This is a genomic window from Saliniferula longa (assembly GCF_050789285.1).
GTDB lineage: Bacteria > Pseudomonadota > Alphaproteobacteria > Rhodobacterales > Rhodobacteraceae > CAVPWP01.
Genome location: NZ_JBOUVX010000003.1, coordinates 269,372 through 291,653, shown reverse-complemented (window position 1 = coordinate 291,653; position 22,282 = coordinate 269,372). Strand labels below are relative to the sequence as shown.

The window sequence follows — 22,282 nt, the reverse complement described above, 5'->3', positions numbered from 1 at the left end:
AAGCGACGCGGGGGAAGCGGGTTTTGCCTTTCCGGCCCCCGGCCCGCCGCGCTAAGGGGGCGGGATGGACGCCCCGTTTCAGATCTTCCTCGCCACCCAGCCCGGCCTCGAGCCGTTTCTGGCCGACGAGGCGCGCGAGGCGGGGTTTCAGGGCGTGGCCGAGACGCCGGGCGGCGTCACCTGCACCGGAGGCTGGACCGAGGTCTGGCGTGCGAACCTGACCCTGCGCGGCGCGGGCCGGGTGCTGGCGCGCGTGGCCGAATTCCGCGCCCTGCACCTGGCGCAGCTCGACAAGCGTTCGCACAAGGTCGACTGGTCAACGCTGCTGCGCCCCGACGTGCCGCTTCGCATCGAGGTCACGACGCGCAAATCCCGGATCTACCACGCCGGCGCCGCCCGCGACCGCGTCGCGCGTGCGATCGCCGAAACGCTGGGCGCGCCGATTGCCGAGGACGCGGCGCTGCGGCTCATGGTGCGCATCGACGACGACCTCGCCACCTTCAGCCTCGACACCAGCGGCGAGCCCCTGCACCGACGCGGCCTGAAACAGGCCGTCGGCAAGGCCCCCCTGCGCGAGACGATGGCCGCGCTGTTCCTGCGCGCCTGCGGCTATACCGGGACCGAACCCGTGCTTGACCCGATGTGCGGCTCGGGCACCTTCGTGATCGAGGCGGCCGAGATCGCAGCGGGTCTCGCCCCCGGCCGCGCGCGCCGTTTCGCCTTCGAGGATCTCGCGGGCTTCGACGCCACCGCCTGGGGCGCGATGCGCGCGGGCCTCTCCGCGCCCCGGACGACCGGCCTGCGCTTTCACGGCGCCGACCGCGACGCGGGCGCGACCCGGGGCGCGGCGGAGAACGCCGAACGGGCGGGTGTGGCGGGCCTTTGCACGTTCGAGCGCCGGGCGATCGGCGACCTCGTCCGCCCCGAGGGCCCGCCCGGCCTGATGATGGTGAACCCGCCCTATGGCGCGCGCATCGGCGAGCGGAAGCTTCTTTTCGCCCTCTACGGGGCGCTGGGCGCGGTCACGAAAGAGCGGTTGTCGGGCTGGCGCGTGGGGCTTGTCACGTCGGACGACGGGCTGGCGAAGGCCACGGGCCTGCCGTTCCTGCCGCCAGGTCCGCCGGTCGCCCATGGCGGGCTGACGGTGAAGCTGTGGCAGACCGGCCCGCTGCCCTGAGGCTCAGCCCCTGAGCGCCGCCAGCGCCTCGGCCAGGTCGATCGCGCCGTCGTAGAGCGCCCGCCCCGAAATCGCGCCGGCGATCGCGCCGGTGTCGCGCAGCGCGATCAGATCCGCCAGACGCGACACGCCGCCGCTTGCGATCACCGGGATCGTCACCGCGCGGGCCAGCGCCTCTGTCGCGGCGATGTTCGGCCCGCCCATCGCGCCGTCGCGGTCGATGTCGGTATAGATGATCGCCGCCACGCCCGCGTCCTCGAAGCTGCGCGCAAGGGCGACGGCGTCGACATCCGTCTCTTCCGCCCATCCCCGGGTCGCGACCTTGCCGCCGCGCGCGTCGATCCCGACCGCGACCTGCCCGGGAAAGGCCCGCGCCGCCTCGCGCACCAGGGACGGGGTCTCGACCGCGACCGTGCCCAGGATGACCCGCGCCAGCCCCTTCGACAGCCACATCTCGATCGTGGCCATGTCGCGGACGCCGCCGCCAAGCTGCGCAGGGACCGAGACCGCGGCCAGGATCGCTTCGACCGCCGCGCCATTCACCGGCGCGCCGGCGAAGGCGCCGTTCAGATCGACAAGATGCAGCCAGTCGCAGCCCGCGGCCTCGAAGGCGCAGGCCTGCGCGGCAGGATCGTCGCTGAAGACGGTGGCCGCCTGCATCTCGCCGCGCAGAAGCCGCACGCACTGCCCGTCCTTGAGGTCGATCGCGGGGTAAAGGATCATCGCCGCCTCCGTCTTTGGCGCGGCCCTCTTGCCCGGCCGCGCGTTGCAGGGCAACCCCGTCCCTCCATCGACCTGCAAATATCCCGGGGAGGTCCGGAGGGGCTGGCCCCTCCGGTCCGGCGGGTCTGTCCCAACGTCACGCTTGCGCGATGGCCCGGCGCGGCCCCACTCTCCGCCGCGATCAGGGAGGAGGATCCATGAAACACCTTGCCACGCTTACCGTTGCGGCCCTCTGTCTTGCTGTGCCCGCCCTTGCCGCCGATCCGGTCGAGGGCCTGTGGAAGACGCGCCCGGACGACAACGGCAACTTCGGCCATGTCCGCATCTACGATTGCAGCGGCGCGCTGTGCGGAACGATCGAAAAGGCCTTCGACGCCGCCGGAACCGAGGTCGCCTCGCCCAACATCGGCAAGCGGATGATCTGGGACATGAAGGCCACCGGCAACGGCGCCTATTCCGGCGGCAAGATCTGGGCGCCGGACCGCGACAAGACCTACAATTCGAAGATGTCGCTGTCGGGCAGCACGCTAAGCGTGGCGGGCTGCGTCGCGGGTGGCCTGATCTGCCGCGACCAGGCCTGGACGCGGGTCGAGTAGGGCCGGATCAGGGCGCCCAGCCCAGGAAATTCGCGATCAGCCGCAGGCCGGCCGCCTGGCTTTTCTCGGGGTGGAACTGGGTGCCCACCATGGTGTCGCGTCCGACGATGGCGGTCACCGGGCCGCCATAGTCGCAATGCGCCAGAAGGCTTGAAGGATCGTCCAGAACCATCTGGTAGGAATGGACGAAATAGGCGTGGTCGCCGGTCGCGATCCCGTCGAGAACGGGGTGTGCGCGGTCGATCACCAGGTCGTTCCAGCCCATGTGCGGCACCTTGAGCCGCGCGTCCGACGGCCGGATCGCGACCACCTCGCCGTCGATCCAGCCCAGCCCGGGCGTCTCGCGGTATTCGTGGCCCGTCCGCGCCATGAGCTGCATGCCCACGCAGATCCCAAGGAAGGGCCGGCCCCTGACCTCGACCGCCTCGCGCAGCGCCTCGTGAAGGCCGCCGCGCCCGGTGAGCGCCGCGTGACAGGCCGGAAACGCTCCGTCGCCGGGCAGCACGATCCGATCCGCCCGCGCCACGACCTCGGCGTCCGAGGTCACGACGACCTGGCCCGCGCCGGTTTCCCGCGCCATGCGCTGAAAGGCCTTCTCGGCCGAGTGAAGATTGCCCGACTCGTAGTCGATCAGTGCCGTCAGCATGCCCGCCTCAGAGACTTCCCTTGGTCGACGGGATCTCGTCGGCCTTGCGCGGATCGGTCTCGACCGCCATGCGCAGGGCGCGGGCCACGGCCTTGAACGTGGCCTCGGCGATGTGGTGGCTGTTGACGCCGGCCAGCCGGCTGACGTGCAGCGTGATCCCGCCATGGGTCGCGAAGCCCTGGAAGAATTCGCGCACCAGCTCGGTGTCGAAGCTGCCGATCCTGGGCGCGGTCATCGGCACGTCCCAGACAAGGAAGGGCCGCCCCGACAGGTCAAGAGCGGCGCGCACCAGCGTCTCGTCCATCGGCAGGTGGCATTCGCCATAGCGCCGGATGCCGCGCTTGTCGGCCAGCGCCGCGCTCAGCGCCTGGCCCAGCGCGATGCCGGTGTCCTCGACCGTGTGGTGGTCGTCGATGTGCAGGTCGCCCTCGGCGCGCACGCGAATGTCGATCAGCGAATGCCGCGCCAGCTGGTCGAGCATGTGGTCGAGGAACCCGACCCCGGTCACGTTGTTGTAACTGCCGCTTCCGTCCAGGTCGATCTCGACGGTCACCTCGGTCTCGGCGGTCTTGCGCGTGATCTTCGCGGTGCGCATGGGCGTGCTCCGGTTGCTGCGCGCGCCTTATAGGGCGGCCGGGCCCGGGGGGGAAGCCGGAGGCCGTCATTTCGCCGCCCGGCGCGGCGGGCGTGCCTCAGGTCGCCCGGGCCGACGGGCGGTGTCGGGGAGGGGCCAGCGAGGGGCCAGTGCGCTGCAGAAAAAGAAAAACCGGCCAGAGGCCGGTTTCCTGGATGTTGGAGCGGGCGATGAGATTCGAACTCACGACCCTTACCTTGGCAAGGTAATGCTCTACCCCTGAGCTACGCCCGCGTCCTTGGGTGAGGCGTCAGATAGCGACTCGGGCCGGGGGCTGCAAGGGGTTTTTCGCGCTATTGCGCAGCCTCGGCGACGGGCTTTTCCGGCGTCTCCTCGGCAGCCCCGCCGAAGCTGCCCCAGTTGGTCACGACCTCGACATTGCCCTGTCCGTCGCCGCGGGCGAAGCCGACGCAGCCGGACAGGACCAGAAGGGCGAGAAGGGCGGAAACGCGCATGATGCGACCCTAGAATGCCTCCGGGCGGTTCTGCAAGCGCGCCGACCGTGCTAGGCTTGCCGCAACAACAAGGACCGGAGGCACAGCATGCGAGCATTCATCATTCCGACCCTGGCGCTGGGTCTTGCGGGGCTTGCGCTGGCCGCCTGCGTGCCGCCGCCCTCGGAAGGGGCGGGGCGGGCCGATTTCCAGGCGCTTTGTGCGTCCTGTCACGGCGACGGCGGGCGGGGCGACGGGCCGGTGGGGCAGGACCTGTCGCCGCCGCCCGCCGACCTCACGCGGCTGGCGGCGCGCAACGGCGGGGTCTTCCCGACGGTCGATGTCATGGCCCGGGTCGACGGCTACACCCACGGCACGGGCGCCATGCCCGAGTTCGGCGCGCTTCTGACCGGCGAGACGGTGCTGTTCGAAACCGCGCCGGGGGTGATGACGCCCACGCCCCTGCGGCTTCTGGACCTCGCGCTTTACATCGAGTCGCTTCAGCGCTGAGTTGACGCGCATCAAGGCGCGGCGCGCGGCGCTGCGGCAGGCTTGATCCGCGGGCACGGGGCGCGTTCACCGGAGGATGCGATGCGGCGGATGATCGGAATGGGCGTTGCGGCGCTGCTACTGGCACTGGGTGTGCCGGGGCCGGGCAGGGCGCAGGACGCCGAGTTCGGCGGGCAGTTGTTCGCCTCGTTCTGCGCGGCCTGCCATGGCGCGGACGCGACGGGCGGGGGCGAGTTGTCGGCGATCCTCGCGCTGCATCCGCCCGACCTGACGCAGCTTGCGGCCATGAACGGCGGGGTCTTTCCCACCGCGCGCGTCGCGCGTCAGATCGACGGGCGCGACCCCGAACTGGTCCATGGCGGCGTCATGCCGCTGTTCGGGACCTACTTCGACTTTCCCGACGCGGCGATCCCGGCCGAGGACGGCCAGCCGATCCTGACCGCCGCGCCCATCGCCGACCTCGTGGCCTGGCTTCAGGCGGTGCAGCAGTAGCGGGCCGACCCGGCGACAGACAGGAAAACGGGCGGCGCATCGCTGCCCGCCCGTCGGTCGTGTCGTGCCGCTGTGACGCCCCGGGCGGTCACTTGATCTTCTTGCCGGCGATCACGGTGCCATCCTTGCCGAGGTTCGAGTTGGCGGTGGCCAGAACCTTCGGCTTTTCCTTCTTGGGCTTCTTGGCTTCCTTGTTGCCGCGGCTTTTTTCCTTGGACATGGGGTCTCTCCCGTCGCTGGTTCCCGGGGGCGGAATGCCGGCCCGGGCCGATGCTTTGGGGGGTGTCAGGGTTGCCCGAGCGGGCGCGACAGCCGCGCATCGTCGGGGCGATGATCCCTTTGGCAGCAGGGCGGCGCACCGCGCCTGCACGGGGGAATCTATGGGGGCGCGGGGTGGCGTGCAAGGGGGAGGGGGTTTGGGGCCCTCAAAGCCCGAGCGCCTTGCGCAACGCGGCGTTGGCCCGCGTCTGCCAGCCGCGCCCGTCCGCGCGCAACCGCGCCAGCACATCGCGGTCGAGGTAAAGCGTCACCTGCAGCTTCCGCTGATCCTCGGGCAGGGGCAGTCGGCCGAGCTTGCAAGCCTTGCGGAGGATTTCGGCCAACTCACGGCTCAAAGTCGATCCCAACCCCAGCCCTCAGGTGTCGAAAAGGTCAGGTTGATAACTTCTGCTAAACCTCTTCTCGAAGAGTTTCTTAAACTGAGAAACATTGTCCGAGATCTTCATTAGCGTCAGGACTTCCTGAACTTGAATCTTTAATTTCTGAAGTCCATAGCCTTCCGAAAGATGTTGGTGAAACCTAGCGCGGCGGTTTCCATTTTTTCCAAACTTCGGATTAATTCGGTCGAGTTCCTCAAGAACTGCGCCATTCTCAAGCGGATGATAAACGTAGCTTCGTGTGAACTTCGCAAAGTGTTGTGGACGGTTCTGCACTACCCGGCCAGACTTAGTGTGAGTCAGCCTCTTGCTTCCAAATATTCGATTAAGCTCGTCATAGTAGTCGTCCGGGAATTCCTTGGCCCACTCCCGCTTCTCTTCTTCAATGTATTGATCGACCAAAAGGCGCAAGGCATCCGGGTGACGAATCTCTTGGAAGCCAGTCGCCTCATCAATAAGTGCTGTGACGCCAACCTTTGCAAAGGCGTTTAGAAGGACTCTAGCTTGTTCTGCCAAAGGTTCTTGTGCAGAGGTTAGGTTTCCGTTTTGCTGGGCGCGCATGATCGCCTTGCAAACTTCAACCAGAATCTCCGCGTCGTAGCCGTGAGCAATGTCACCATTCAACGCACGAAAGTAGAATGGATTGTCAATTTTCTCGGCAAGTTCCCGGTCGATTTGACTAGAAAGCCCCTTCCGCTGAATGGTCTTGACGAAGGCATTTCCGCCAGCGGAGCGCATACCAAGAGCCCGCGCCATGCCGCGTTTGTGAAACACTCTCCTGCCGTCAGCGAGGACATAGCAGTCAAGTGCGAGCCCTCCGAGATTCACGCTTCCTTGGTGTGTGGCGACCGGCAGCTCCGTTTGATCCGGAACGTCATCCTTGCCTTCCCATCGCGCGGCCGCCGCCTTTCGGGCAATTTCCGCCCGTTTCTGGGGATCGAGTGCCTTTGCGCGGGCTTCCCCGCCCATACGTTGAGGTGATCTTTTCAAGGCAAGCATCCTTCTTCCGAATCCGTCGCCAATGCTGCTAGCATGCTTGCAGACGCTTAGCAAGCATTGCGCCTATGTGCGCCCGGACTTTGATGAATTTATGCTTGCCTAAACATCCAGCTCCTCGACGAACCTCGCGTTCTCCTGAATGAACTGGAACCGCAGTTCGGGCTTCTTGCCCATCAGACGCTCGACCAGGTCCTCTGTCTCACCCGGGATCTCGTCGCCCACGGTCACGCGGATCAGCTTGCGCGTCGCGGGGTTCATCGTGGTGTCCTTGAGGTCCTTGGCGTCCATCTCGCCCAGGCCCTTGAAGCGGCTGACATCGATCTTGCCCTTGCCGCCAAGGCCCTTGGCCATCCACGCGGCCTTCTCGGCCTCGTCCAGGCAATAGACCCGTTTCGCCCCCTGCGTCAGCCGGAACAGCGGCGGGCAGGCCAGGTAAAGGTGGCCCGCGTCGATCATCGGGCGCATCTGGGTGAAGAAGAACGTCATCAGAAGCGAGGCGATATGCGCCCCGTCGACGTCGGCGTCGGTCATGATGATGACCTTCTCGTAGCGCAGGTCATCCAGCACGAAGCGCGACCCCAGCCCCACGCCCAGCGCCTGGCCAAGGTCCGCGATCTCCTGGTTCTGGCCCAGCTTCGAGGACGCCGCCCCAAGCACGTTCAGGATCTTGCCGCGCAGCGGCAGAAGCGCCTGGGTTTCGCGGTCGCGCGCCATCTTGGCCGACCCGCCCGCGCTGTCGCCCTCGACCAGGAAGATCTCGGTCCCCTCGCGGGTCTGGCGCGAACAGTCGACCAGCTTGCCCGGCAGGCGCAGCTTCTTGGTCGCCGTCTTGCGGCTTGTTTCCTTTTCCTGCCGGCGGCGGATGCGTTCCTCGGCCCGCAGGACGAGGAAGTCGAGGATCGCCCCGGCCGACCGCGTGTCGGCCGCCAGCCAGTTGTCGAAATGGTCGCGCACCGAATTCTCGACCAGCCGCGCGGCCTCGGTCGTGGCCAGCCGGTCCTTGGTCTGGCCCACGAACTCGGGCTCGGAGATGAAGCACGACACCAGCGCGCAGCCGCCCGTCAGCAGGTCCTCGCGGCTGATGTTGGCGGCCTTGCGGTTGTTGGCAAGCTCGCCGTAGGCACGGATGCCCTTCAGGATCGCCGCCCAGAAGCCGGCCTCGTGCGTGCCGCCCTCGGGCGTGGGGATCGTGTTGCAGTAGGACTGGATGAAACCGTCGCGCACGGGCGTCCAGTTGATCGCCCATTCGACCTTGCCCGGCACGCCGAAGCGCTCGGCGAATTCGACGGTGCCGGCGAAGGGCCGGTCGGCATAGGTGGTGGCGCCTTCCAGCGTCTCGCCCAGGTAATCCGACAGGCCGCCGGGGAAGTGGAACGTCGCCTCCATCGGCGTGTCGCCGTCCTCGATCGCGGATTTCCACCGGATCTCGACGCCCGAGAAAAGATAGGCCTTCGAGCGCACCATGCGCAGAAGCCGCGCGGGCCGAAAGCGGTGATGGCCGAAGATCTCGTCGTCGGCGTGGAAGGTCACGGTGGTGCCGCGCCGGTTCGGGGTGGGGCCGATCTTCTGGATCGGTCCCTGCGGCAGCCCGCGCGAGAATTCCTGGGCGTAAAGCTCGCGGTTGCGGGCGACCTCGACGCGCAGATGGTCGGACAGCGCGTTGACCACGCTGACGCCCACCCCGTGCAGGCCGCCCGAGGTCTGATAGGCCTTGCCCGAGAACTTGCCCCCCGCATGCAGCGTGCACAGGATCACCTCGAGCGCGGACTTGCCGGGGAACTTCGGGTGCGGGTCCACTGGTATGCCGCGCCCGTTGTCGCGCACACTGACGCTGTAGTCGGCGTGAAGCTCCACCTCGATCCGGGTGGCGTGGCCGGCGACGGCCTCGTCCATCGCGTTGTCGAGGACTTCGGCCACAAGGTGGTGCAGCGCGCGCTCGTCGGTGCCGCCGATGTACATGCCCGGCCGCTTGCGCACGGGCTCGAGCCCCTCGAGCACTTCGATCGACGTGGCGTCATAGGTGTCTGCGGCGGCGGAAAGAAGGTCGTCGGCCATGGGCTGCTCGGATGTTGTTGTTGGTTGCGCGCAGGATAGGGCCGAAGGCGCCGTCTCGGCAATGGCCGTGGCGGCAGGCCGGGGAAACGCCGGGCAAGGGACAGGAAAGGGGTATGGGCGGGCGGCGAGTCGCTGTTTCCATATCGAGAACGCACTGGTTCGCGTTTGAGGCCTGCTTGACCCTGGGGAAGGTGCGGCGCCCCATTCGGATGTAAGTAACTGACAAAGAACGTTTTTCGCTTCAGGATTGCGCGGGCGGGCGCCGCGGTCGCGGCCACAATCCGACCACATTTTGGGCGACTTTTGGCCAAGAAACAGGGAGACTCGCACTTCACGTTCTGTTAACTTGTCGGGGAAGTGATCGCGTGTGGCGGCGCTTGGGTAACTTGTGAGGGAAAAGATGAAGAGAGCAATTTTTGGTGCAACCGCTGCGGTGGCGCTTCTTGCGGCCGGTGCCGTGTCGGCGGCCACGGTCAATCAGCAGGTTTTTGCCAGCGGTGATTATGCCGGCGCAAAGGCGGCCGAGGCTGCCTATCTGGCGCTGATCGCAGGAACGAATATCAAGACCGAGAATTTCGAGTCGCTGCCGATCCAGAGCAACACCACGATCTCGACGGCCGTGGGTACGTTCGAGCAGACGGTTGCGGGTCAAAAGGCCGGGGGGCTGCGCATTCTTGACGCCGGGACCTCGCCGTTCCTTGGCCGCCGCGACATGACCAACGCGGACAACTCGGGTCAGTGGCTGGACAGCAACGACAGCAAGGAGGTCAAGTGGACACTCAACTTCACGCAGACCGTGCTGTCGCTGGGCTTCTTCATGACGGACATCAACGACGTGTCCGCGTCCATGACCGCGACGTTCGCCAACGGTGACTCGACGGTGCTGAGTTTCGGCGGTGCGGGCGGTGCTGCCAATAACGGCGAGATCAGCTACGTCACGGCCTTCTTCGACATGGGCGTGAAGTCGGTGACGTTCAACGTTGACACCCGGAACGATGGGTGGGGTATCGACGATATCACCGTCAGCGCCGTTCCTCTGCCGGCCCCGGCGCTCATGCTGATCGGCGGTCTTGGCGCCCTCGCTGCGGTCCGCCGCAAGCGCAAGTCGGCCTGAGCCAGGGCCGCAGCCACAAGCGAAACACGAAAGCCCCGGCCATCGCGCCGGGGCTTTTTCTTTCCGGCCCGCAGGCCCCACTTGCCGCCGCCACGCCGCAGGTCTAGAGCCGGCGCATGGCCCGCATCGCCGATCATACGCCGCCCGGCCCCGAAGCGGGACACGCCCGCGCCCTTCTGGTGCTGGGTCTGCCGCTGATCGGCAGCCATCTGGGGCAGATCGCCATCCACACCACCGACACGGTCATGCTGGGCTGGTACGGCGTGACCGAGCTTGCCGCGCTGGTGCTGGCGGTGCCGCTTTACTTCGTGCTGTTCGTCGTGGGCTCGGGCTTCGCCTGGGCGGTGATGCCGATGGTGGCAAGCTATGCCGGATCGGGCGAGGGGACGCAGGTGCGCCGCGTCACGCGGATGGGCCTGTGGCTGTCGATCCTGTTCGGCGCCGCGGTGACCCCTGTGCTCGTCTGGTCCGAGCCGCTTCTGCGCCTGATGGGCCAGGATCCCGAGGTCAGCCGCCTTGCCGCCGTCTATCTGCGCATCGCCGCCATCGGCTTCATCCCCAGCCTTCTGGTCATGGTGCTGAAAAGCTATCTTGCCGCGCTTGAGCGTACGCAGGCCGTGTTCTGGATCACCGTCGCAACGGCGGTGCTGAACGGGCTTCTGAACTATGCGCTGATCTTCGGAAACTGGGGCTTTCCCGAACTGGGCGTCGCGGGCGCGGCCGTCGCCTCGGTCACGCTTCAGATCGTGAGCCTTGCCGCACTTGCGGTCTATGTCGCGCGGGTGACGCCGGAATTCGCGCTGTTCATCCGTTTCTGGCGTCCCGACTGGGAGGCGTTCCGCGCCGTCTTCCGCCTTGGCTGGCCGATCGGCATGACGAGCCTTGCCGAAACCGGGCTTTTCGCGGGCTCGTCGCTTCTGGTGGGCTGGATCGGCACGGTCGAACTGGCCGCCCACGGCATCGCGATGAACGTGGCCTCGATCACCTTCATGGTGCACATCGGCCTGAGCCAGGCCGCGACGATCCGCGTGGGCCAGTTCCACGGGCGGCAGGACCCGCGCGCGTTGCGCGGCGCGGCCTTCGCCGCCTACGGCCTGTCGGGGCTGATGGTTGCCGCGACGATCGCCGCCTTCCTGACGCTGGGCGCGCCGATCGTGGGCCTTTTCCTTGACCCGTCCGATCCCGCGCGCCCCGAGATCATCGCCGTTGGGGTGACGCTTCTGGCCATGGCCGCGCTCTTTCAGCTGATGGACGCGGGGCAGGTCATGTCGCTGGGCGTCCTGCGGGGCATCCAGGACACGCGGGTGCCGATGATCCATGCCGCGATCAGCTATTGGGGGGTGGGGATGCCCGCGGCCTATGTGCTGGGCTTCCCGCTGGGGTTCGGGGTCGTCGGCGTCTGGACCGGCCTCGTCATCGGGCTGGCCTTCGCGGCAGGGCTTCTGTTCCGGCGCTTCTGGACGCTGGCCGGCCGCACCCCGGCGCCCGCCTGAGGCGTCAGGACACGCCGCGCAGCCACTCCATCACCGCGGGACGAACGCTTTGCACGCCCGAGGCGCGCGCCTCTTCGATAACGGCGCGGGCCTGCGTCAGGTCGACCCGCCGGAGCAGGTTCTTGACCGGGCCGACCGAGGCCGGCCGCATCGACAGCGCGCGCAGTCCGATCGCCGCGAAGCAGACGGCCTCGACCGGGCGGCCGGCATCCTCGCCGCAGAAACTCAGTGGCGTCCCGGTTTCGGCGCAGCGCTGCACGATCTGCTCGATCAGCGACAGGTAGCTGACGTTCAGCGTGTCGTAGCGGCGGCGCACGCGCTCGTTCTCGCGGTCGGCGGCGAAGAAGAACTGCTTGAGGTCGTTGCCGCCGATCGAGATGAAATCCGCCAGTTCATAGAAGCGTCGCGGCGCGAAGGCCATCGACGGCGTCTCGACCATCGCGCCGATCTCGACGCGGGACGGCAGGACATGGTCGAGCCGGCGTTCGCGCTCGATCTCGTCCACAAGATGCTGGCGGGCCTCGATGAATTCGTCGAGCTGGGCGACGAAAGGAAACATGACCGTCAGCGGCCGCCCCGCCGCGCCGCGCAGAAGCGCCTGAAGCTGCATCCGCATGACGCCCGGCTTGTCGAGGCCCACGCGGATCGCGCGCCAGCCCAGCGCGGGGTTCGGCTCGTCCTCGCGCTTCATGTAGGGCAGCACCTTGTCCGACCCGATGTCGAGCGTGCGGAACACCACGCGCCGGCCCCGTGCGGCATCCATGACGCGCCCGTAAAGCGCGGCAAGCTCGTCGCGCCGGGGCACCTTGTTGCGCACGAGGAACTGCAGCTCGGTCCGGAAAAGACCCACGCCCTCGGCGCCCGAGCCTTCGAGGCTGGGCAGGTCGGCCATCAGGCCCGCGTTCATCTGAAGCGAGATCCGCTGGCCGCAGAGCGTCTCGGCCGGAAGGTCGCGCAGCCCGGCATAGCGTTCCTGCGCCTTGGCCTGCATCGCGATCTTGTCTCGGAAGGCCGAGACCACGGTGTCCTCGGCGCGCAGGTGCACGATGCCCTGTTCGCCGTCGAGCATGATGTGGTCGCCGTTCAGCGCCTCGTTGATGATGCCGTCGGCATGGATGATCAGCGGGATCGCCCAGGCCCGGGCGACGATCGCGGCATGGCTGCCGACCGAGCCCTGCTCGAGCACGACGCCCTTGAGCGCCCGGCCGTATTCCAGAAGCTCGCCCGGGCCGATGTTGCGCGCGACGAGGATCGGGTTCTGCGGCATCGCCGCGCCGGTGTCGCGGCCCTGACCGGTGAGGATGCGAAGAAGCCGGTTCGACAGATCGTCAAGGTCGTCGAGACGTTCGCGCAGATAGGTGTCGGGCACCTGCGCCATGCGCGCGCGGGCGGCCGACTGTTCCTTTTCGACGGCGGCCTCGGCCGACAGCCCGCGGCTGATGTCCTCGACCATGCGGCGGATCCAGCTGCGCGAGTTGGCGAACATGCGGTAGGCTTCGAAAATCTCACGCTGGTCCTTGTCGCCCGCCGCGGCCGCCCCTTCGAGCAGGTCGTCGACCGAGACGCGCAGCTTCTCGACCGCGGCGTGCAGGCGCGCGATCTCGGTCTCGGGGTCGTCGGCCACCGGGTTCGTGACGACCACGCGGGGATCGTGCAGCCAGACATGGCCTTCGGCGGTGCCTTCCTGGCCCACGGCGCCGCGGAACATCACCGGCTGCTTGTGGCGCGCGGCCATCGCCGAACCTTCGCCCACGAAGGCGCCAAGCTCGGCCATCTCGGCCAGCACCATGGCCACGACCTCGAGCGCGTAGACCTCGTCGTCGGAGTATTCACGCGCCTGCTTCGACTGGACGACAAGGACCCCCAGCCGTTCGCCCAGCCGCTGGATCGGCACGCCGAGGAAGGACGAGAAGATCTCCTCGCCGGTTTCGGGCATGTAGCGGAAGCCCGTGGTCTGGGGGGCGTTGGCGGTATTGATCGGGGTCGCGGTGCGCGCGACGCGCCCGACCAGGCCTTCGCCCACCCGCATCCGGGTCTGGTGCACGGCCTCGGGCTTGAGGCCTTCGGTGGCGCACAGCTCGAGCGTGTCCTTGTCGCGGAAAAGATAGATCGAGCAGACTTCGGTGCCCATCGAGTCGGCGATGATGTGGGTGATTCGATCAAGCCGCACCTGCCCGGCGGTGCTGGCATCCGCCATCGTCTCGCGCAGGCGGCGCAGAAGCTTGCGGCTTTCGGTCTCGGCGCGATCGGGCATCGGCGGTCGGGCGTCTCCGGCTGAGGGCGCGACCAGTCCGCGCCGAGGTCAGCTTAGAGCATACAACTGTCGGAAACGAAACGGTCTTGGGGGCTCTGCCCCCGTCCCCGCCGGGGCGGGGACTCCCCCGGGATACTTGACCCAAGAAGAAGGACCGTGGTCCGGTGCACGCCCGGCGATCAGGCGGCGCGGTCGAGGCCGAAGGCGTCGTGCAGCGCCTGGACGGCAAGTTCCATGTACTTGCGGTCGATCAGGACAGAGATCTTGATCTCGGAGGTGGTGATCACCTTGATGTTGATCCCCTCGGCGCTGAGCGCCTTGAACATCTGGCTGGCGACGCCGGCATGGCTGCGCATGCCGATGCCCACGACCGAGACCTTGGCGACATCGGTGTCGGCGACGAGGCTGGCGAAGTCGATCTCGCCCTTGGCCTTGGCTTCGGTCATGGCCTTTTCCGCGCGGGGAACCTGGTTGACCGGGCAGGAGAAGGTCATGTCGGTCAGCCCGCCGTCCGAGATGTTCTGGACGATCATGTCGACGTTGACGCCCGCGTCGGCCAGCGGCCCGAAGATCGCCGCCGCGATGCCGGGGCGGTCGGCGACCGCGGTCAGCGTCATCTTGGCTTCATCGCGGCTGTAGGCGACGCCGGAGACCACATTGCTTTCCACGATATCCTCCTCAGCGCAGACGAGGGTGCCCGCCTCGTCGCCGTTGTCTTCGAAGCTCGAGAGCACCCGCAGCTTCACGTTGTAGCGCATGGCAAGTTCGACCGACCGGGTCTGCAGCACCTTGGCGCCGAGCGAGGCGAGTTCGAGCATCTCCTCGAAGGCGATGCGATCGAGCTTGCGCGCCTTGGCGCTGATGCGCGGGTCGGTGGTATAGACCCCGTCCACGTCGGTGTAGATGTCGCAGCGTTCGGCGTCGAAGGCGGCGGCGAAGGCCACGGCGGTGGTGTCCGACCCGCCCCGTCCCAGCGTGGTGATGCGGCCCTCGGGGCTGATGCCCTGGAAGCCCGCGACGACGGCGACCTTCATGCCCTCGGCGAACTTGGCCATGATGTGGTCGGTGGGGATCTCGACGATGCGCGCGGCCGAATGGGCCGAGGTCGTCCGAAGCGGCACCTGCCAGCCCTGCCAGCTGCGCGCGGGGATGTCCATTTCCTGAAGCGTCAGCGCCATCAGGCCCGCGGTCACGTTCTCGCCCGACGAGACGACGGCGTCGTATTCGCGGGCGTCGAAGAACTTCGACGTCTCTTCGACCCAGCCGACGAGTTCGTTGGTCTTGCCGGCCATGGCCGAGACGATGACGATCACGTCATGGCCGTTGGCGACCTCGCGGCCGACACGTTTCGCGGCCCGCTTGATGCGGTCGGGCGTGGCGACCGAGGTGCCGCCGAATTTCATCACCAGGATTGGCATGGCCCGCGGTTCTGTCCCTGTCCCGTTCCTGTTGCGCCTTGCAACTGGCGGGCTTTTAGGGAAGGCCCGGGGCAAGGGCAAGAGGCCGTGCCGTGCCGCGGGTGGTGGACATTGCGCGCCGGGCTTGCAAGATGTGCGGACGCGGACCCGGTCGGGGCCGCGGCAGTGGGCAGGAATGGGACGGCACGGCAGGCAATGAGGATCGCGACACTGGTCTTGTGGACGCTGTCGGGCGTTGCGCTTGCGGGATGCAACCGCGGGCCGGACATCATGAGCCTTGTCCAGTCCCCCGCCGAGTTCGCCTGCCGCGCCGCGGTCGCGGAGGCGTCGGGGTCGGGTGGCCTGACCACGCTGGCCGTCGCGCCCACCGAGGCCGGCGTGCGCGTGCAGATCAGGGACGACCGCGACGGCAGCTTCTGGACCTGCATGGCCACCGAGGGCGGCGCCCTCATCAGCGTCACCCGTTCGGCCATGGGCCGGGCGGCGGGGTGACCGGCTAGTAGGGGATCGGCCGACCGTCCCAGGTCTCGAAACAGCCGGAATTCTCGGGCGACAACGCCGCGAAGCGCGCCAGAAGTCCCTCGACCGAGGTCTGAACCGGGATGTCGGCCCCGGGTCCGCCCATGTCGGTCTGCACCCAGCCCGGATGATAGATGCCCACCGCGATGCCGTCGCCGCGCAGGTCGGCCGCAAGGTTGCGGCCGAGGTTCAGCACCGCCGCCTTCGAGGCGCGGTAGATGTAGCTGTCCCCCGGCGCCCGCGCGGTCGAGCCCATGTGGCTTGACAGGATCGCGATGCGCGCACCCGGGGCAAGCCGCAGGTTCGGCAGAAGCGTCTGGATCGTCAGGAAGACGCCGGTCACGTTGGTGGCCAGCACCTCGGCCCAGAGCGCGGCCGGATAGCCGGTGTCGAGCGTCTCGTCCCCGTCAGGATAGACGCCGGCGTTGCAGACCAGAAGATCGACGGGCGCGCCGCCAAGGCGCTTGGCGAGGGCCGCGAACTGCGCGGGCTGGGTGACGTCGAGGGCGACAAGATCGTCCGTCCCGCCGCCCCGGCGCGAGGTCCCGGTCACGCGGTGGCCCTGGGCGCGGTAGCGGTCTGCGAGGGCGGCCCCTATTCCGCGCGAGGCGCCGGTGATGGTCACATGCATGCGGGTTGCTCCCCCCTTGGTCGTGGCGGCTGGTGCGCGGTCAGTTCGTCCGGGATCGCGGCAGGAAGGGCAGGGGCGCCACAGGCACGCCGTCCTCGATGAGCTTCTTCGCCTCGTCGAGCCGCGCCTCGCCATGGATCGAGCGGGCAGGCGCGGTGCCTTCGTGCATGGCCCGCGCCTCGGCTGCGAAGTTCAGCCCGACATAGTCGGAGGTCGCCTCGACATGGGCACGCAGCGCCGCGAGGGCACGTTCACGCTCGTCCGCGGGGGTGGCCAGTGGCCCGGCCTGCGGGCCCGCCACCGGGGGCGCCTTCGGGCCGCGCGCCGCGGTTTCTTCGTCAGGCATGGTGGCGCGGCGGCGGGCGGGCCGGACCTGCGGCGCCATCAGCGATTTCTCGATCCGGGTACCGCCGCAGTCGGGACAGGTCAGCATGTTCGTCCGCGACAGGCTGTCGAAGCTGTCGGCCGACTGGAACCAGCTGTCGAAGTCGTGCCCTTCGGCGCATCTGAGCGTGTAGCGGATCATTCCCTGCGACCCCGACGTTACCCCCGGCCCGCGGCACGGGCCGGCCCGGACAGAGGTAGGCATCCCCGCCGCAATGTCAAAGCCCCGCGCGGTGAGGTCGCGGTCACTCGGCGTGCACCGCTTCGGGCGGCACGAAGGTTTCGAGCAGGTGCTTGAGCTCGGGCTCCTCGACCAGTTCGGCGGCTTCGGCCTGGCTCACCCAGCGCCGGGTGCGCCGACGCATCTCGGGCCACTTCTCGGCGACCTGCGTGACGTGAAGCGCGAAGACGGCCACGACCACGGGCTGCTTGCGGCGGCGCCCGCCGACCTTCTCGTAGCTGTAGATGCCAAGCGAGATGGGGTGGATCACGCCCGTGACGCCGGCCTCTTCCCAGGCCTCGTTGGCGGCGGCGCGTGCCGCCGTGGTGCCGCGCAGCGGCCAGCCCTTGGGGATGATCCAGCGCCCGGTGCCGCGGCTGGTCACCAGCATCATCTCGACCTCGCCCTCGCGCAGGCGCCAGCAGATCGCGCCGAACTGCGTGCGCAGGTCGCGCTTGCCGAACGACATCAGATGCAACGGGCGATGCTTGATCCGTGGCTGGTTCATCCTGACTTCGCTTTCCGCTCGACCGCCGTCCCGGGACGTCTTCGCGTCCACTTCGGCGTTGTGATTGCGTCAAACCTAGCATTGCGCCCGGCAACTTGAAAGGCCGCCCTCGCCAGATAGTGTTGAAACCGTGGGATTTCCCCTAGATCCTGCAGCAGTCAGGAGGCGAGCATGCGCAACACTCTGATCGTGGCGGCGGTGGTTTCGGCGATGGGTTCGATGGCGGCGTCGGCGGCGGGCGGGCCGGCGGCCACGCCCGACCGGTTCGTGTTCGAGTCGATCGACGGCGGGCAGATCGACCTTGCCGCCTTCTCGGGGCGGCCCGTCCTTGTGGTCAACACCGCTTCGCAATGCGCCTTCACGCCGCAATACGATGCGCTGCAGGCGCTTTACGACCGCTACCGCGAGGCCGGCCTCGTCGTGCTGGCCGTGCCCTCGGACGACTTCGCGCAGGAACTCGACACCGAGGATGCGGTCAAGGAATTCTGCGAGGTCAATTTCGACCTCGATCTGCCGATGACCGAGATCACCCACGTGCGCGGACCCGCGGCGCATCCGTTCTTCCGCTGGCTGGCCGAGGATGCGGGGTTCTCGCCGCGCTGGAACTTCAACAAGGTGCTGATCGGCCCCGACGGTGCGGTGGTGGCGACCTGGGGCTCGACCGTGGGCCCGACCTCGGGCCGCGTCACGCGCGAGATCGAGGCGCTTCTGCCGTGACCATTCGCGCGGAGGCGCTGTTCCTGGGGTCCGAGATCTATCGCGGCGCAAGCTACGGCGCCTGGCATCCGCTGGCCATTCCGCGCGTCTCGACCGTGATCGACCTTGCGCGCGCGCTGGGCTGGCTGCCGCCCGAACGCTTTCGCACAAGTCCACGCGCCAAGGCGGCGGCGCTGACCGCCTGGCACACGCCCCGCTACATCGCGGCGCTCGAGGCCGCCGAGGCCGCGCAGCAGGTGGACGATGCGATCCGCGCCCGCCACGGGCTTGGCACCACCGCGAACCCGGTCTTCCCCGAGATGTTCCGCCGGCCCGCGACGGCGGCGGGCGGATCGATCCTGGCGGGCGAACTGCTGGCCGATCCGGGGGTGGTCTTCAATCCCGGCGGGGGCACGCATCACGGGATGCCGGACCGTGCCAACGGCTTTTGCTATCTCAACGACGCGGCCCTCGCCATCCTGTCGCTTCGGCGCGCGGGCGCGCGGCGGGTGGCCTACGTCGACATCGACGCGCACCACTGCGACGGGGTCGAACACGGGTTCGCCAAGGACACTGACGTCACGCTCGTCTCGGTGCACGAGGAACGGCGTTGGCCGTTCACCGGCGCCCTGACCGACCGGGGTGCGGGCAGGGTCTGGAACCTGCCGGTGCCCCGGGGCTTCAACGACACCGAATTCACGGCCGTGCTCGACGACCTGATCCTGCCCGTCGTGGCCGAGGCACGGCCCGACGCGATCGTGCTGCAATGCGGGGCCGACGCGGTCGAGGAAGACCCGTTGTCGCGGCTCGCGCTGTCGAACCGCAGCCATGTCCGCGCGGCGGTCGCCCTGCGCGCGCTGGCGCCGCGCCTTCTGGTGCTGGGCGGCGGAGGCTACAACCCGTGGTCGGTGGCGCGCGCCTGGACGGCCGTATGGGGAGCGCTCTCGGGGCAGGAGGCGCCCGACCGGCTGCCGCCCGAGGCCGCGCAGGTGATGGCGGCGCTGCCCTGGCCGCGCAAGCCCGGCTTCGTGCCGCCCGCACCCTGGGTGACGACGCTGCTCGACCCCCCGCGCGAGGGTCCGATCCGTGACGAGGTGCGGGGCCGGATCGCCGCGCTGCGCGCACGCGCGGCGGCCTGGGCATGAGGCGGCTGTTTCTGGCTGTCGATCTGCCCCCGGAGGCGATCGGCGATCTGGTGCGGCTTCAGCGCGGCCTGCGCGCGGGCCGCCGGGTTGCGCCCGAGAACCTGCACCTGACGCTGGCCTTTCTGGGCGAGGTCGACGACCCCCGCGCCGAGGCTCTGGCCGAGTCGCTTGAGTCCGCCCGCCTCGACGGCGCGGGGGTGACGATCCGCGGCACTGGCCATTTCGGCGGCGACCGGCCGCGCATCGTCTATGCCGGGGTCGAGCCCGCGCCCGATCTCGCCCGGCTCGAAAGCCGTCTGACCCGGCTGGCCCGCGAGGCCGGCATCGCCGTCGAGGCCCGGCGCTTCGTGCCCCATGTCACGCTTCACCGCCTGCACGGCCTGCGCGAGGATGCCGGCCCGGTCGCCGCCTTCGAAGCCGAGACGCAACTGTTCCGCCTCGACCCGTTCCGACCATGGGCGGTGACGCTCTACCAGTCGCACCTCCACCCCGAGGGCGCGCGCTACGACCCGCTCGCCGCCTTCCCGCTGGCCTGACCCGCTGCCGCGCGGGCCTTCTTCTCTTTTCAAATACTCCCGCCGGAGGCGTCGCCCCGCAGGGGCGCAACCGGACATCTCCCCGCAGGGGCGCAACCGGACATCTCCCCGCAGGGGCGCAACCTGGCACCGCGCCGCCTCATGCGGCGGCCTTGGGGCTGGCGCAGGGGCGCCGAAGATGCCATTCCCGAAAGCGGTCGCGACCGCCCGCACCGGCGCAATTGAAGAGGCAGGCATGTTCACGAAAGACGAGCTTCACGCCGCCGCGGCACTGGTCGGCACCCAGATGCCGCCGACCCCGCAGTATGCCTGGCCGCTCCTGCGACAAAGGCTTGGCGCCGAGGTCTGGGTCAAGCACGAGAACCACACCCCAACCGGCGCCTTCAAGGTGCGGGGTGGAATCACCTTCATCGACTGGCTGAGGCGGTCGCAGCCCGACTGCCCCGGCATCGTCACCGCCACGCGCGGCAACCACGGCCAGTCGCAGGCGCGCGCCGCCCGCGCGGCCGGGCTGCGGGCGCTGGTCTACGTGCCGCACGGCAACTCGGTCGAAAAGAACGCCGCGATGCGCGCCTTCGGGGCCGACCTCGTCGAACATGGCGCCGATTTCGACGAGGCCCGTCTCGAGGCCTTTCGCGTGGCCGAGGCCGAGGGCCTGCACATCGTGCCGCCCTTCCACCGCGAACTCGTGCGCGGCGTCGCCACCTACGCGCTCGAACTCTTCACCGCCGCGCCCCATCTGCACACCGTCTACGTGCCGATCGGCTGCGGCTCGGGCATCTGCGGGGTGATCGCGGCGCGCGACGCGCTGGGGCTGAAGACCAACGTCGTCGGCGTCGTCAGTGCGGCCGCACAATGCGCGCGCCTTTCGGTCGAGGCGGGTCGCCTTGTCGAGACCCCGACCGCCCGCACCTTCGCCGACGGAATGGCCGTGCGCGTTCCCGTGGCCGAGGCCTTCGAAGTCTATTCGACGGGCGCCGAGCGGATCGTCGCGGTGTCGGATGCCGAGATCGCCGAGGCGATCCGCGTCTACTACTCGGACACCCACAACCTGGCCGAAGGGGCAGGGGCCGCGCCGCTCGCGGCGCTGATGCAGGAACGCGGGCGCATGCAAGGCCGCGCCGTGGGCGTCATTCTGTGCGGCGGGAACATCGACGCCGGTTGGATGCGCACCGTGCTTTCGGGCGGCGTGCCCGAAGTCTGAGCCCGCGCCCGCGCCGGCGGGGCATGATCGGGGATCGCGCGCCGAGACGGTTATTGTTCCGAAAGCGAATCCGTGCATGATCCTGGGAAAGAGGTTCGTGTCAGCGGGGGCGTGTCATGAGCACAGTGTCTTGGGTCGGCTATGTTGCGATCGCGATGTGCACCGCGACGGTGATTTTCGGCGGGGCATAGCGCCGGCAAGGGACGGCGACGCCAACGCGGCGTCTAGCGGACTTGTTCGATGGCAAGTCACGGTCTTGGGCCGTGTCGCCCGCCCGGATGATCACGGCGCGCGGCGGCCGCGCGAGAGAAGCCCATCTTTGTCGGACGCGATCTGTCCCGAAGCCCTGGACCGCGAAAGACTGGCGGCGAGCGATCACTCGAACCGGCGCGCATAGATGAGAAAGACGTGGCATCTATCTGAAAATAAATGTCAAGTTGTCCAGAGCCTGACCTGTTTTGGCCGGAACAGACCGTGAATGGTCAGAGGCCGAAACAGGGTGAAGCCCACCCAAAAATGGCCCGAATCCCCCTGTCTTCTGGTCCGGACAAGACCCGTCCCAGACCGCCAGGTGGACCGACCGATGCTTCGCATGATCCTGCGCGCCCTGCGCCGTTCGCGCCGACCCGATTACCCGATGCCGAGCGCGCCTGCGCCGACGCCGAAGCCGAAGGTCGTGCACCTTCCACCGAGGAAGGTCCAGGATCCGCCGAAGCCCGACCGGACGCCGCCGACGAATGTGCTCAAGGGGAAATGCCGTGTCGTGGACGGCGATACGATCATCATCAGCGGAACCTCGATCCGCATCGCCGGGATCGACGCGCCCGAGCTGCACCACCCCTGGGGCAAGAAGGCCAGGTTCGCGATGATCGACCTATGCAAGGGAAAGGTGGTCACGGCCGTGATCCTTCCGGAGGTGTCGTACGACCGGATCGTGGCGCGGTGCTATCTCGAGGATGGCACAGACCTTGCGGCCGAACTGGTCAAGCAGGGCCTGGCGCTGGACTGGCCGAAGTTCTCGGGCGGGGCCTACCGGCATCTGGAGCCCGAGGGCATCCGCAAGAAGCACTGGCGGGCGGCGGCGAAGCAGCAGGGCCGGCTGCCGGCGTCAGAGATGTAGTCCACGCCGCCAGACCGTCATTCGATGGGGCATGAAGCTGCGGCCAGGGGCGCACGGATGTCGCTTACCCGGCGCGCACCTTCAGACCGCGCACAGCCTGGGTCGGACGGGGCAAGGC

General features: G+C 68.4%; 25 protein-coding genes and 1 tRNA gene. 12 read left to right on the top strand and 14 right to left on the bottom strand.

The window, feature by feature from the left end; translation table 11 throughout:
- Positions 1 to 64 precede the first annotated feature (64 nt).
- The gene (locus ACRDNQ_RS14465) at positions 65 to 1,177 is read left to right on the top strand and encodes a THUMP domain-containing class I SAM-dependent RNA methyltransferase (protein WP_431829398.1); all 1,113 of its coding nucleotides are present in this window, start codon (positions 65 to 67) and stop codon (positions 1,175 to 1,177) included.
- 3 nt (positions 1,178 to 1,180) lie between these two features.
- Here the strand turns inward: ACRDNQ_RS14465 and hisA are convergent, their stop codons facing one another.
- Complete coding sequence (gene hisA / locus ACRDNQ_RS14460; RefSeq protein WP_431829397.1) at positions 1,181 to 1,900, bottom strand: 1-(5-phosphoribosyl)-5-[(5-phosphoribosylamino)methylideneamino]imidazole-4-carboxamide isomerase; 720 nt, start codon at positions 1,898 to 1,900, stop codon at positions 1,181 to 1,183.
- Between the two features lie 197 nt (positions 1,901 to 2,097).
- On the opposite strand from hisA, the gene ACRDNQ_RS14455 reads away from it, so the two are divergent.
- Entirely contained in the window at positions 2,098 to 2,496 is a 399-nt protein-coding gene (locus tag ACRDNQ_RS14455; protein WP_431829396.1) for a DUF2147 domain-containing protein, read from the top strand.
- A 7-nt stretch (positions 2,497 to 2,503) separates the two neighbouring features.
- On the opposite strand, the gene hisH is transcribed toward ACRDNQ_RS14455, so the two are convergent.
- The 4 genes from hisH to ACRDNQ_RS14435 form a co-directional block, all read right to left on the bottom strand.
- Entirely contained in the window at positions 2,504 to 3,142 is a 639-nt protein-coding gene (hisH, locus tag ACRDNQ_RS14450) for an imidazole glycerol phosphate synthase subunit HisH (protein WP_431829395.1), read from the bottom strand.
- Between the two features lie 7 nt (positions 3,143 to 3,149).
- A complete protein-coding gene (hisB, locus tag ACRDNQ_RS14445) occupies positions 3,150 to 3,737 on the bottom strand; it encodes an imidazoleglycerol-phosphate dehydratase HisB (RefSeq protein ID WP_431829394.1) in 588 nt (195 codons plus the stop codon).
- A gap of 198 nt (positions 3,738 to 3,935) precedes the next feature.
- Positions 3,936 to 4,010: transfer RNA gene (locus ACRDNQ_RS14440), tRNA-Gly, on the bottom strand.
- Positions 4,011 to 4,069: 59 nt separating this feature from the next.
- Positions 4,070 to 4,231, bottom strand: coding sequence for a hypothetical protein (locus ACRDNQ_RS14435; protein WP_431829393.1), 162 nt, complete (start codon positions 4,229 to 4,231; stop codon positions 4,070 to 4,072).
- Positions 4,232 to 4,318: 87 nt separating this feature from the next.
- Between ACRDNQ_RS14435 and ACRDNQ_RS14430 the strand changes: the two genes are divergently transcribed.
- Complete coding sequence (locus ACRDNQ_RS14430) at positions 4,319 to 4,720, top strand: c-type cytochrome (RefSeq protein ID WP_431829392.1); 402 nt, start codon at positions 4,319 to 4,321, stop codon at positions 4,718 to 4,720.
- Positions 4,721 to 4,801: 81 nt separating this feature from the next.
- A complete protein-coding gene (locus ACRDNQ_RS14425; protein ID WP_431829391.1) occupies positions 4,802 to 5,212 on the top strand; it encodes a c-type cytochrome in 411 nt (136 codons plus the stop codon).
- An 88-nt stretch (positions 5,213 to 5,300) separates the two neighbouring features.
- Here ACRDNQ_RS14425 and ACRDNQ_RS14420 read toward each other — a convergent pair whose 3' ends face one another.
- The 4 genes from ACRDNQ_RS14420 to parE form a co-directional block, all read right to left on the bottom strand.
- On the bottom strand, positions 5,301 to 5,432 hold the full coding sequence (locus ACRDNQ_RS14420) for a hypothetical protein (protein ID WP_431829390.1): 132 nt from the start codon (positions 5,430 to 5,432) through the stop codon (positions 5,301 to 5,303).
- A 205-nt stretch (positions 5,433 to 5,637) separates the two neighbouring features.
- Complete coding sequence (locus ACRDNQ_RS14415; protein ID WP_431829389.1) at positions 5,638 to 5,826, bottom strand: BrnA antitoxin family protein; 189 nt, start codon at positions 5,824 to 5,826, stop codon at positions 5,638 to 5,640.
- A 21-nt stretch (positions 5,827 to 5,847) separates the two neighbouring features.
- Entirely contained in the window at positions 5,848 to 6,867 is a 1,020-nt protein-coding gene (locus tag ACRDNQ_RS14410) for a P63C domain-containing protein (RefSeq protein WP_431829388.1), read from the bottom strand.
- A 99-nt stretch (positions 6,868 to 6,966) separates the two neighbouring features.
- On the bottom strand, positions 6,967 to 8,922 hold the full coding sequence (gene parE, locus ACRDNQ_RS14405) for a DNA topoisomerase IV subunit B (protein ID WP_431829387.1): 1,956 nt from the start codon (positions 8,920 to 8,922) through the stop codon (positions 6,967 to 6,969).
- A gap of 400 nt (positions 8,923 to 9,322) precedes the next feature.
- Here parE and ACRDNQ_RS14400 point away from each other — a divergent pair, with 400 nt between their 5' ends.
- Both ACRDNQ_RS14400 and ACRDNQ_RS14395 read left to right on the top strand, forming a co-directional pair.
- Positions 9,323 to 10,036, top strand: a complete 714-nt coding sequence (locus ACRDNQ_RS14400; RefSeq protein ID WP_431829386.1) for a VPLPA-CTERM sorting domain-containing protein — start codon at positions 9,323 to 9,325, stop codon at positions 10,034 to 10,036.
- Between the two features lie 116 nt (positions 10,037 to 10,152).
- Positions 10,153 to 11,529, top strand: coding sequence for an MATE family efflux transporter (locus ACRDNQ_RS14395; protein WP_431829385.1), 1,377 nt, complete (start codon positions 10,153 to 10,155; stop codon positions 11,527 to 11,529).
- A gap of 4 nt (positions 11,530 to 11,533) precedes the next feature.
- On the opposite strand, the gene ptsP is transcribed toward ACRDNQ_RS14395, so the two are convergent.
- Positions 11,534 to 13,783: a phosphoenolpyruvate--protein phosphotransferase gene (ptsP, locus tag ACRDNQ_RS14390; RefSeq protein ID WP_431829384.1), complete on the bottom strand. Its 2,250-nt coding sequence runs from the start codon at positions 13,781 to 13,783 to the stop codon at positions 11,534 to 11,536.
- Between the two features lie 179 nt (positions 13,784 to 13,962).
- Complete coding sequence (locus tag ACRDNQ_RS14385) at positions 13,963 to 15,201, bottom strand: aspartate kinase (RefSeq protein ID WP_431829383.1); 1,239 nt, start codon at positions 15,199 to 15,201, stop codon at positions 13,963 to 13,965.
- Positions 15,202 to 15,396: 195 nt separating this feature from the next.
- On the opposite strand from ACRDNQ_RS14385, the gene ACRDNQ_RS14380 reads away from it, so the two are divergent.
- The gene (locus ACRDNQ_RS14380) at positions 15,397 to 15,693 is read left to right on the top strand and encodes a hypothetical protein (RefSeq protein WP_431829382.1); all 297 of its coding nucleotides are present in this window, start codon (positions 15,397 to 15,399) and stop codon (positions 15,691 to 15,693) included.
- A gap of 4 nt (positions 15,694 to 15,697) precedes the next feature.
- On the opposite strand, the gene ACRDNQ_RS14375 is transcribed toward ACRDNQ_RS14380, so the two are convergent.
- The 3 genes from ACRDNQ_RS14375 to ACRDNQ_RS14365 all read right to left on the bottom strand — a co-directional run bounded on the left by ACRDNQ_RS14375 (position 15,698) and on the right by ACRDNQ_RS14365 (position 17,463).
- On the bottom strand, positions 15,698 to 16,351 hold the full coding sequence (locus tag ACRDNQ_RS14375; protein WP_431829381.1) for an SDR family oxidoreductase: 654 nt from the start codon (positions 16,349 to 16,351) through the stop codon (positions 15,698 to 15,700).
- Between the two features lie 40 nt (positions 16,352 to 16,391).
- Positions 16,392 to 16,877, bottom strand: a complete 486-nt coding sequence (locus tag ACRDNQ_RS14370; protein ID WP_431829380.1) for a DUF1178 family protein — start codon at positions 16,875 to 16,877, stop codon at positions 16,392 to 16,394.
- Positions 16,878 to 16,980: 103 nt separating this feature from the next.
- Complete coding sequence (locus tag ACRDNQ_RS14365) at positions 16,981 to 17,463, bottom strand: NUDIX hydrolase (protein ID WP_431829379.1); 483 nt, start codon at positions 17,461 to 17,463, stop codon at positions 16,981 to 16,983.
- A 171-nt stretch (positions 17,464 to 17,634) separates the two neighbouring features.
- Here ACRDNQ_RS14365 and ACRDNQ_RS14360 point away from each other — a divergent pair, with 171 nt between their 5' ends.
- From ACRDNQ_RS14360 to ACRDNQ_RS14340, 5 genes are all read left to right on the top strand, one after another.
- On the top strand, positions 17,635 to 18,180 hold the full coding sequence (locus tag ACRDNQ_RS14360) for a glutathione peroxidase (RefSeq protein ID WP_431829378.1): 546 nt from the start codon (positions 17,635 to 17,637) through the stop codon (positions 18,178 to 18,180).
- Positions 18,177 to 19,304 carry an acetoin utilization protein AcuC gene (locus tag ACRDNQ_RS14355; RefSeq protein WP_431829377.1) on the top strand — a complete coding sequence of 376 codons (1,128 nt, stop codon included), beginning with the start codon at positions 18,177 to 18,179 and terminating at the stop codon, positions 19,302 to 19,304. The genes ACRDNQ_RS14360 and ACRDNQ_RS14355 overlap by 4 nt, the downstream gene beginning before the upstream one ends.
- Positions 19,301 to 19,840 (top strand): RNA 2',3'-cyclic phosphodiesterase, encoded by a 540-nt coding sequence (thpR, locus tag ACRDNQ_RS14350; RefSeq protein WP_431829376.1) that lies wholly within the window; start codon positions 19,301 to 19,303, stop codon positions 19,838 to 19,840. Before ACRDNQ_RS14355 ends, thpR begins: the two co-directional genes overlap by 4 nt.
- A gap of 178 nt (positions 19,841 to 20,018) precedes the next feature.
- The gene (locus ACRDNQ_RS14345) at positions 20,019 to 21,044 is read left to right on the top strand and encodes a threonine dehydratase (RefSeq protein ID WP_431829375.1); all 1,026 of its coding nucleotides are present in this window, start codon (positions 20,019 to 20,021) and stop codon (positions 21,042 to 21,044) included.
- Positions 21,045 to 21,627: 583 nt separating this feature from the next.
- Complete coding sequence (locus ACRDNQ_RS14340; protein ID WP_431829374.1) at positions 21,628 to 22,164, top strand: thermonuclease family protein; 537 nt, start codon at positions 21,628 to 21,630, stop codon at positions 22,162 to 22,164.
- Positions 22,165 to 22,282: the final 118 nt, after the last annotated feature.

Coding starts and splice junctions, on each gene's coding strand:
- ACRDNQ_RS14370 (WP_431829380.1), bottom strand. CDS start 16,877: ATGATCCGCTACACGCTCAGATGCGCCGAAGGGCACGACTTCGACAGC.
- ACRDNQ_RS14420 (WP_431829390.1), bottom strand. CDS start 5,432: ATGTCCAAGGAAAAAAGCCGCGGCAACAAGGAAGCCAAGAAGCCCAAG.
- thpR (WP_431829376.1), top strand. CDS start 19,301: ATGAGGCGGCTGTTTCTGGCTGTCGATCTGCCCCCGGAGGCGATCGGC.
- ACRDNQ_RS14395 (WP_431829385.1), top strand. CDS start 10,153: ATGGCCCGCATCGCCGATCATACGCCGCCCGGCCCCGAAGCGGGACAC.
- ptsP (WP_431829384.1), bottom strand. CDS start 13,783: ATGCCCGATCGCGCCGAGACCGAAAGCCGCAAGCTTCTGCGCCGCCTG.
- ACRDNQ_RS14410 (WP_431829388.1), bottom strand. CDS start 6,867: ATGCTTGCCTTGAAAAGATCACCTCAACGTATGGGCGGGGAAGCCCGC.
- ACRDNQ_RS14365 (WP_431829379.1), bottom strand. CDS start 17,463: ATGAACCAGCCACGGATCAAGCATCGCCCGTTGCATCTGATGTCGTTC.
- ACRDNQ_RS14380 (WP_431829382.1), top strand. CDS start 15,397: ATGAGGATCGCGACACTGGTCTTGTGGACGCTGTCGGGCGTTGCGCTT.
- ACRDNQ_RS14435 (WP_431829393.1), bottom strand. CDS start 4,231: ATGCGCGTTTCCGCCCTTCTCGCCCTTCTGGTCCTGTCCGGCTGCGTC.
- ACRDNQ_RS14455 (WP_431829396.1), top strand. CDS start 2,098: ATGAAACACCTTGCCACGCTTACCGTTGCGGCCCTCTGTCTTGCTGTG.
- parE (WP_431829387.1), bottom strand. CDS start 8,922: ATGGCCGACGACCTTCTTTCCGCCGCCGCAGACACCTATGACGCCACG.
- ACRDNQ_RS14375 (WP_431829381.1), bottom strand. CDS start 16,351: ATGCATGTGACCATCACCGGCGCCTCGCGCGGAATAGGGGCCGCCCTC.
- hisH (WP_431829395.1), bottom strand. CDS start 3,142: ATGCTGACGGCACTGATCGACTACGAGTCGGGCAATCTTCACTCGGCC.
- ACRDNQ_RS14430 (WP_431829392.1), top strand. CDS start 4,319: ATGCGAGCATTCATCATTCCGACCCTGGCGCTGGGTCTTGCGGGGCTT.
- ACRDNQ_RS14340 (WP_431829374.1), top strand. CDS start 21,628: ATGCTTCGCATGATCCTGCGCGCCCTGCGCCGTTCGCGCCGACCCGAT.
- ACRDNQ_RS14360 (WP_431829378.1), top strand. CDS start 17,635: ATGCGCAACACTCTGATCGTGGCGGCGGTGGTTTCGGCGATGGGTTCG.
- ACRDNQ_RS14425 (WP_431829391.1), top strand. CDS start 4,802: ATGCGGCGGATGATCGGAATGGGCGTTGCGGCGCTGCTACTGGCACTG.
- ACRDNQ_RS14400 (WP_431829386.1), top strand. CDS start 9,323: ATGAAGAGAGCAATTTTTGGTGCAACCGCTGCGGTGGCGCTTCTTGCG.
- ACRDNQ_RS14385 (WP_431829383.1), bottom strand. CDS start 15,201: ATGCCAATCCTGGTGATGAAATTCGGCGGCACCTCGGTCGCCACGCCC.
- hisB (WP_431829394.1), bottom strand. CDS start 3,737: ATGCGCACCGCGAAGATCACGCGCAAGACCGCCGAGACCGAGGTGACC.
- hisA (WP_431829397.1), bottom strand. CDS start 1,900: ATGATCCTTTACCCCGCGATCGACCTCAAGGACGGGCAGTGCGTGCGG.
- ACRDNQ_RS14465 (WP_431829398.1), top strand. CDS start 65: ATGGACGCCCCGTTTCAGATCTTCCTCGCCACCCAGCCCGGCCTCGAG.
- ACRDNQ_RS14345 (WP_431829375.1), top strand. CDS start 20,019: ATGCCATTCCCGAAAGCGGTCGCGACCGCCCGCACCGGCGCAATTGAA.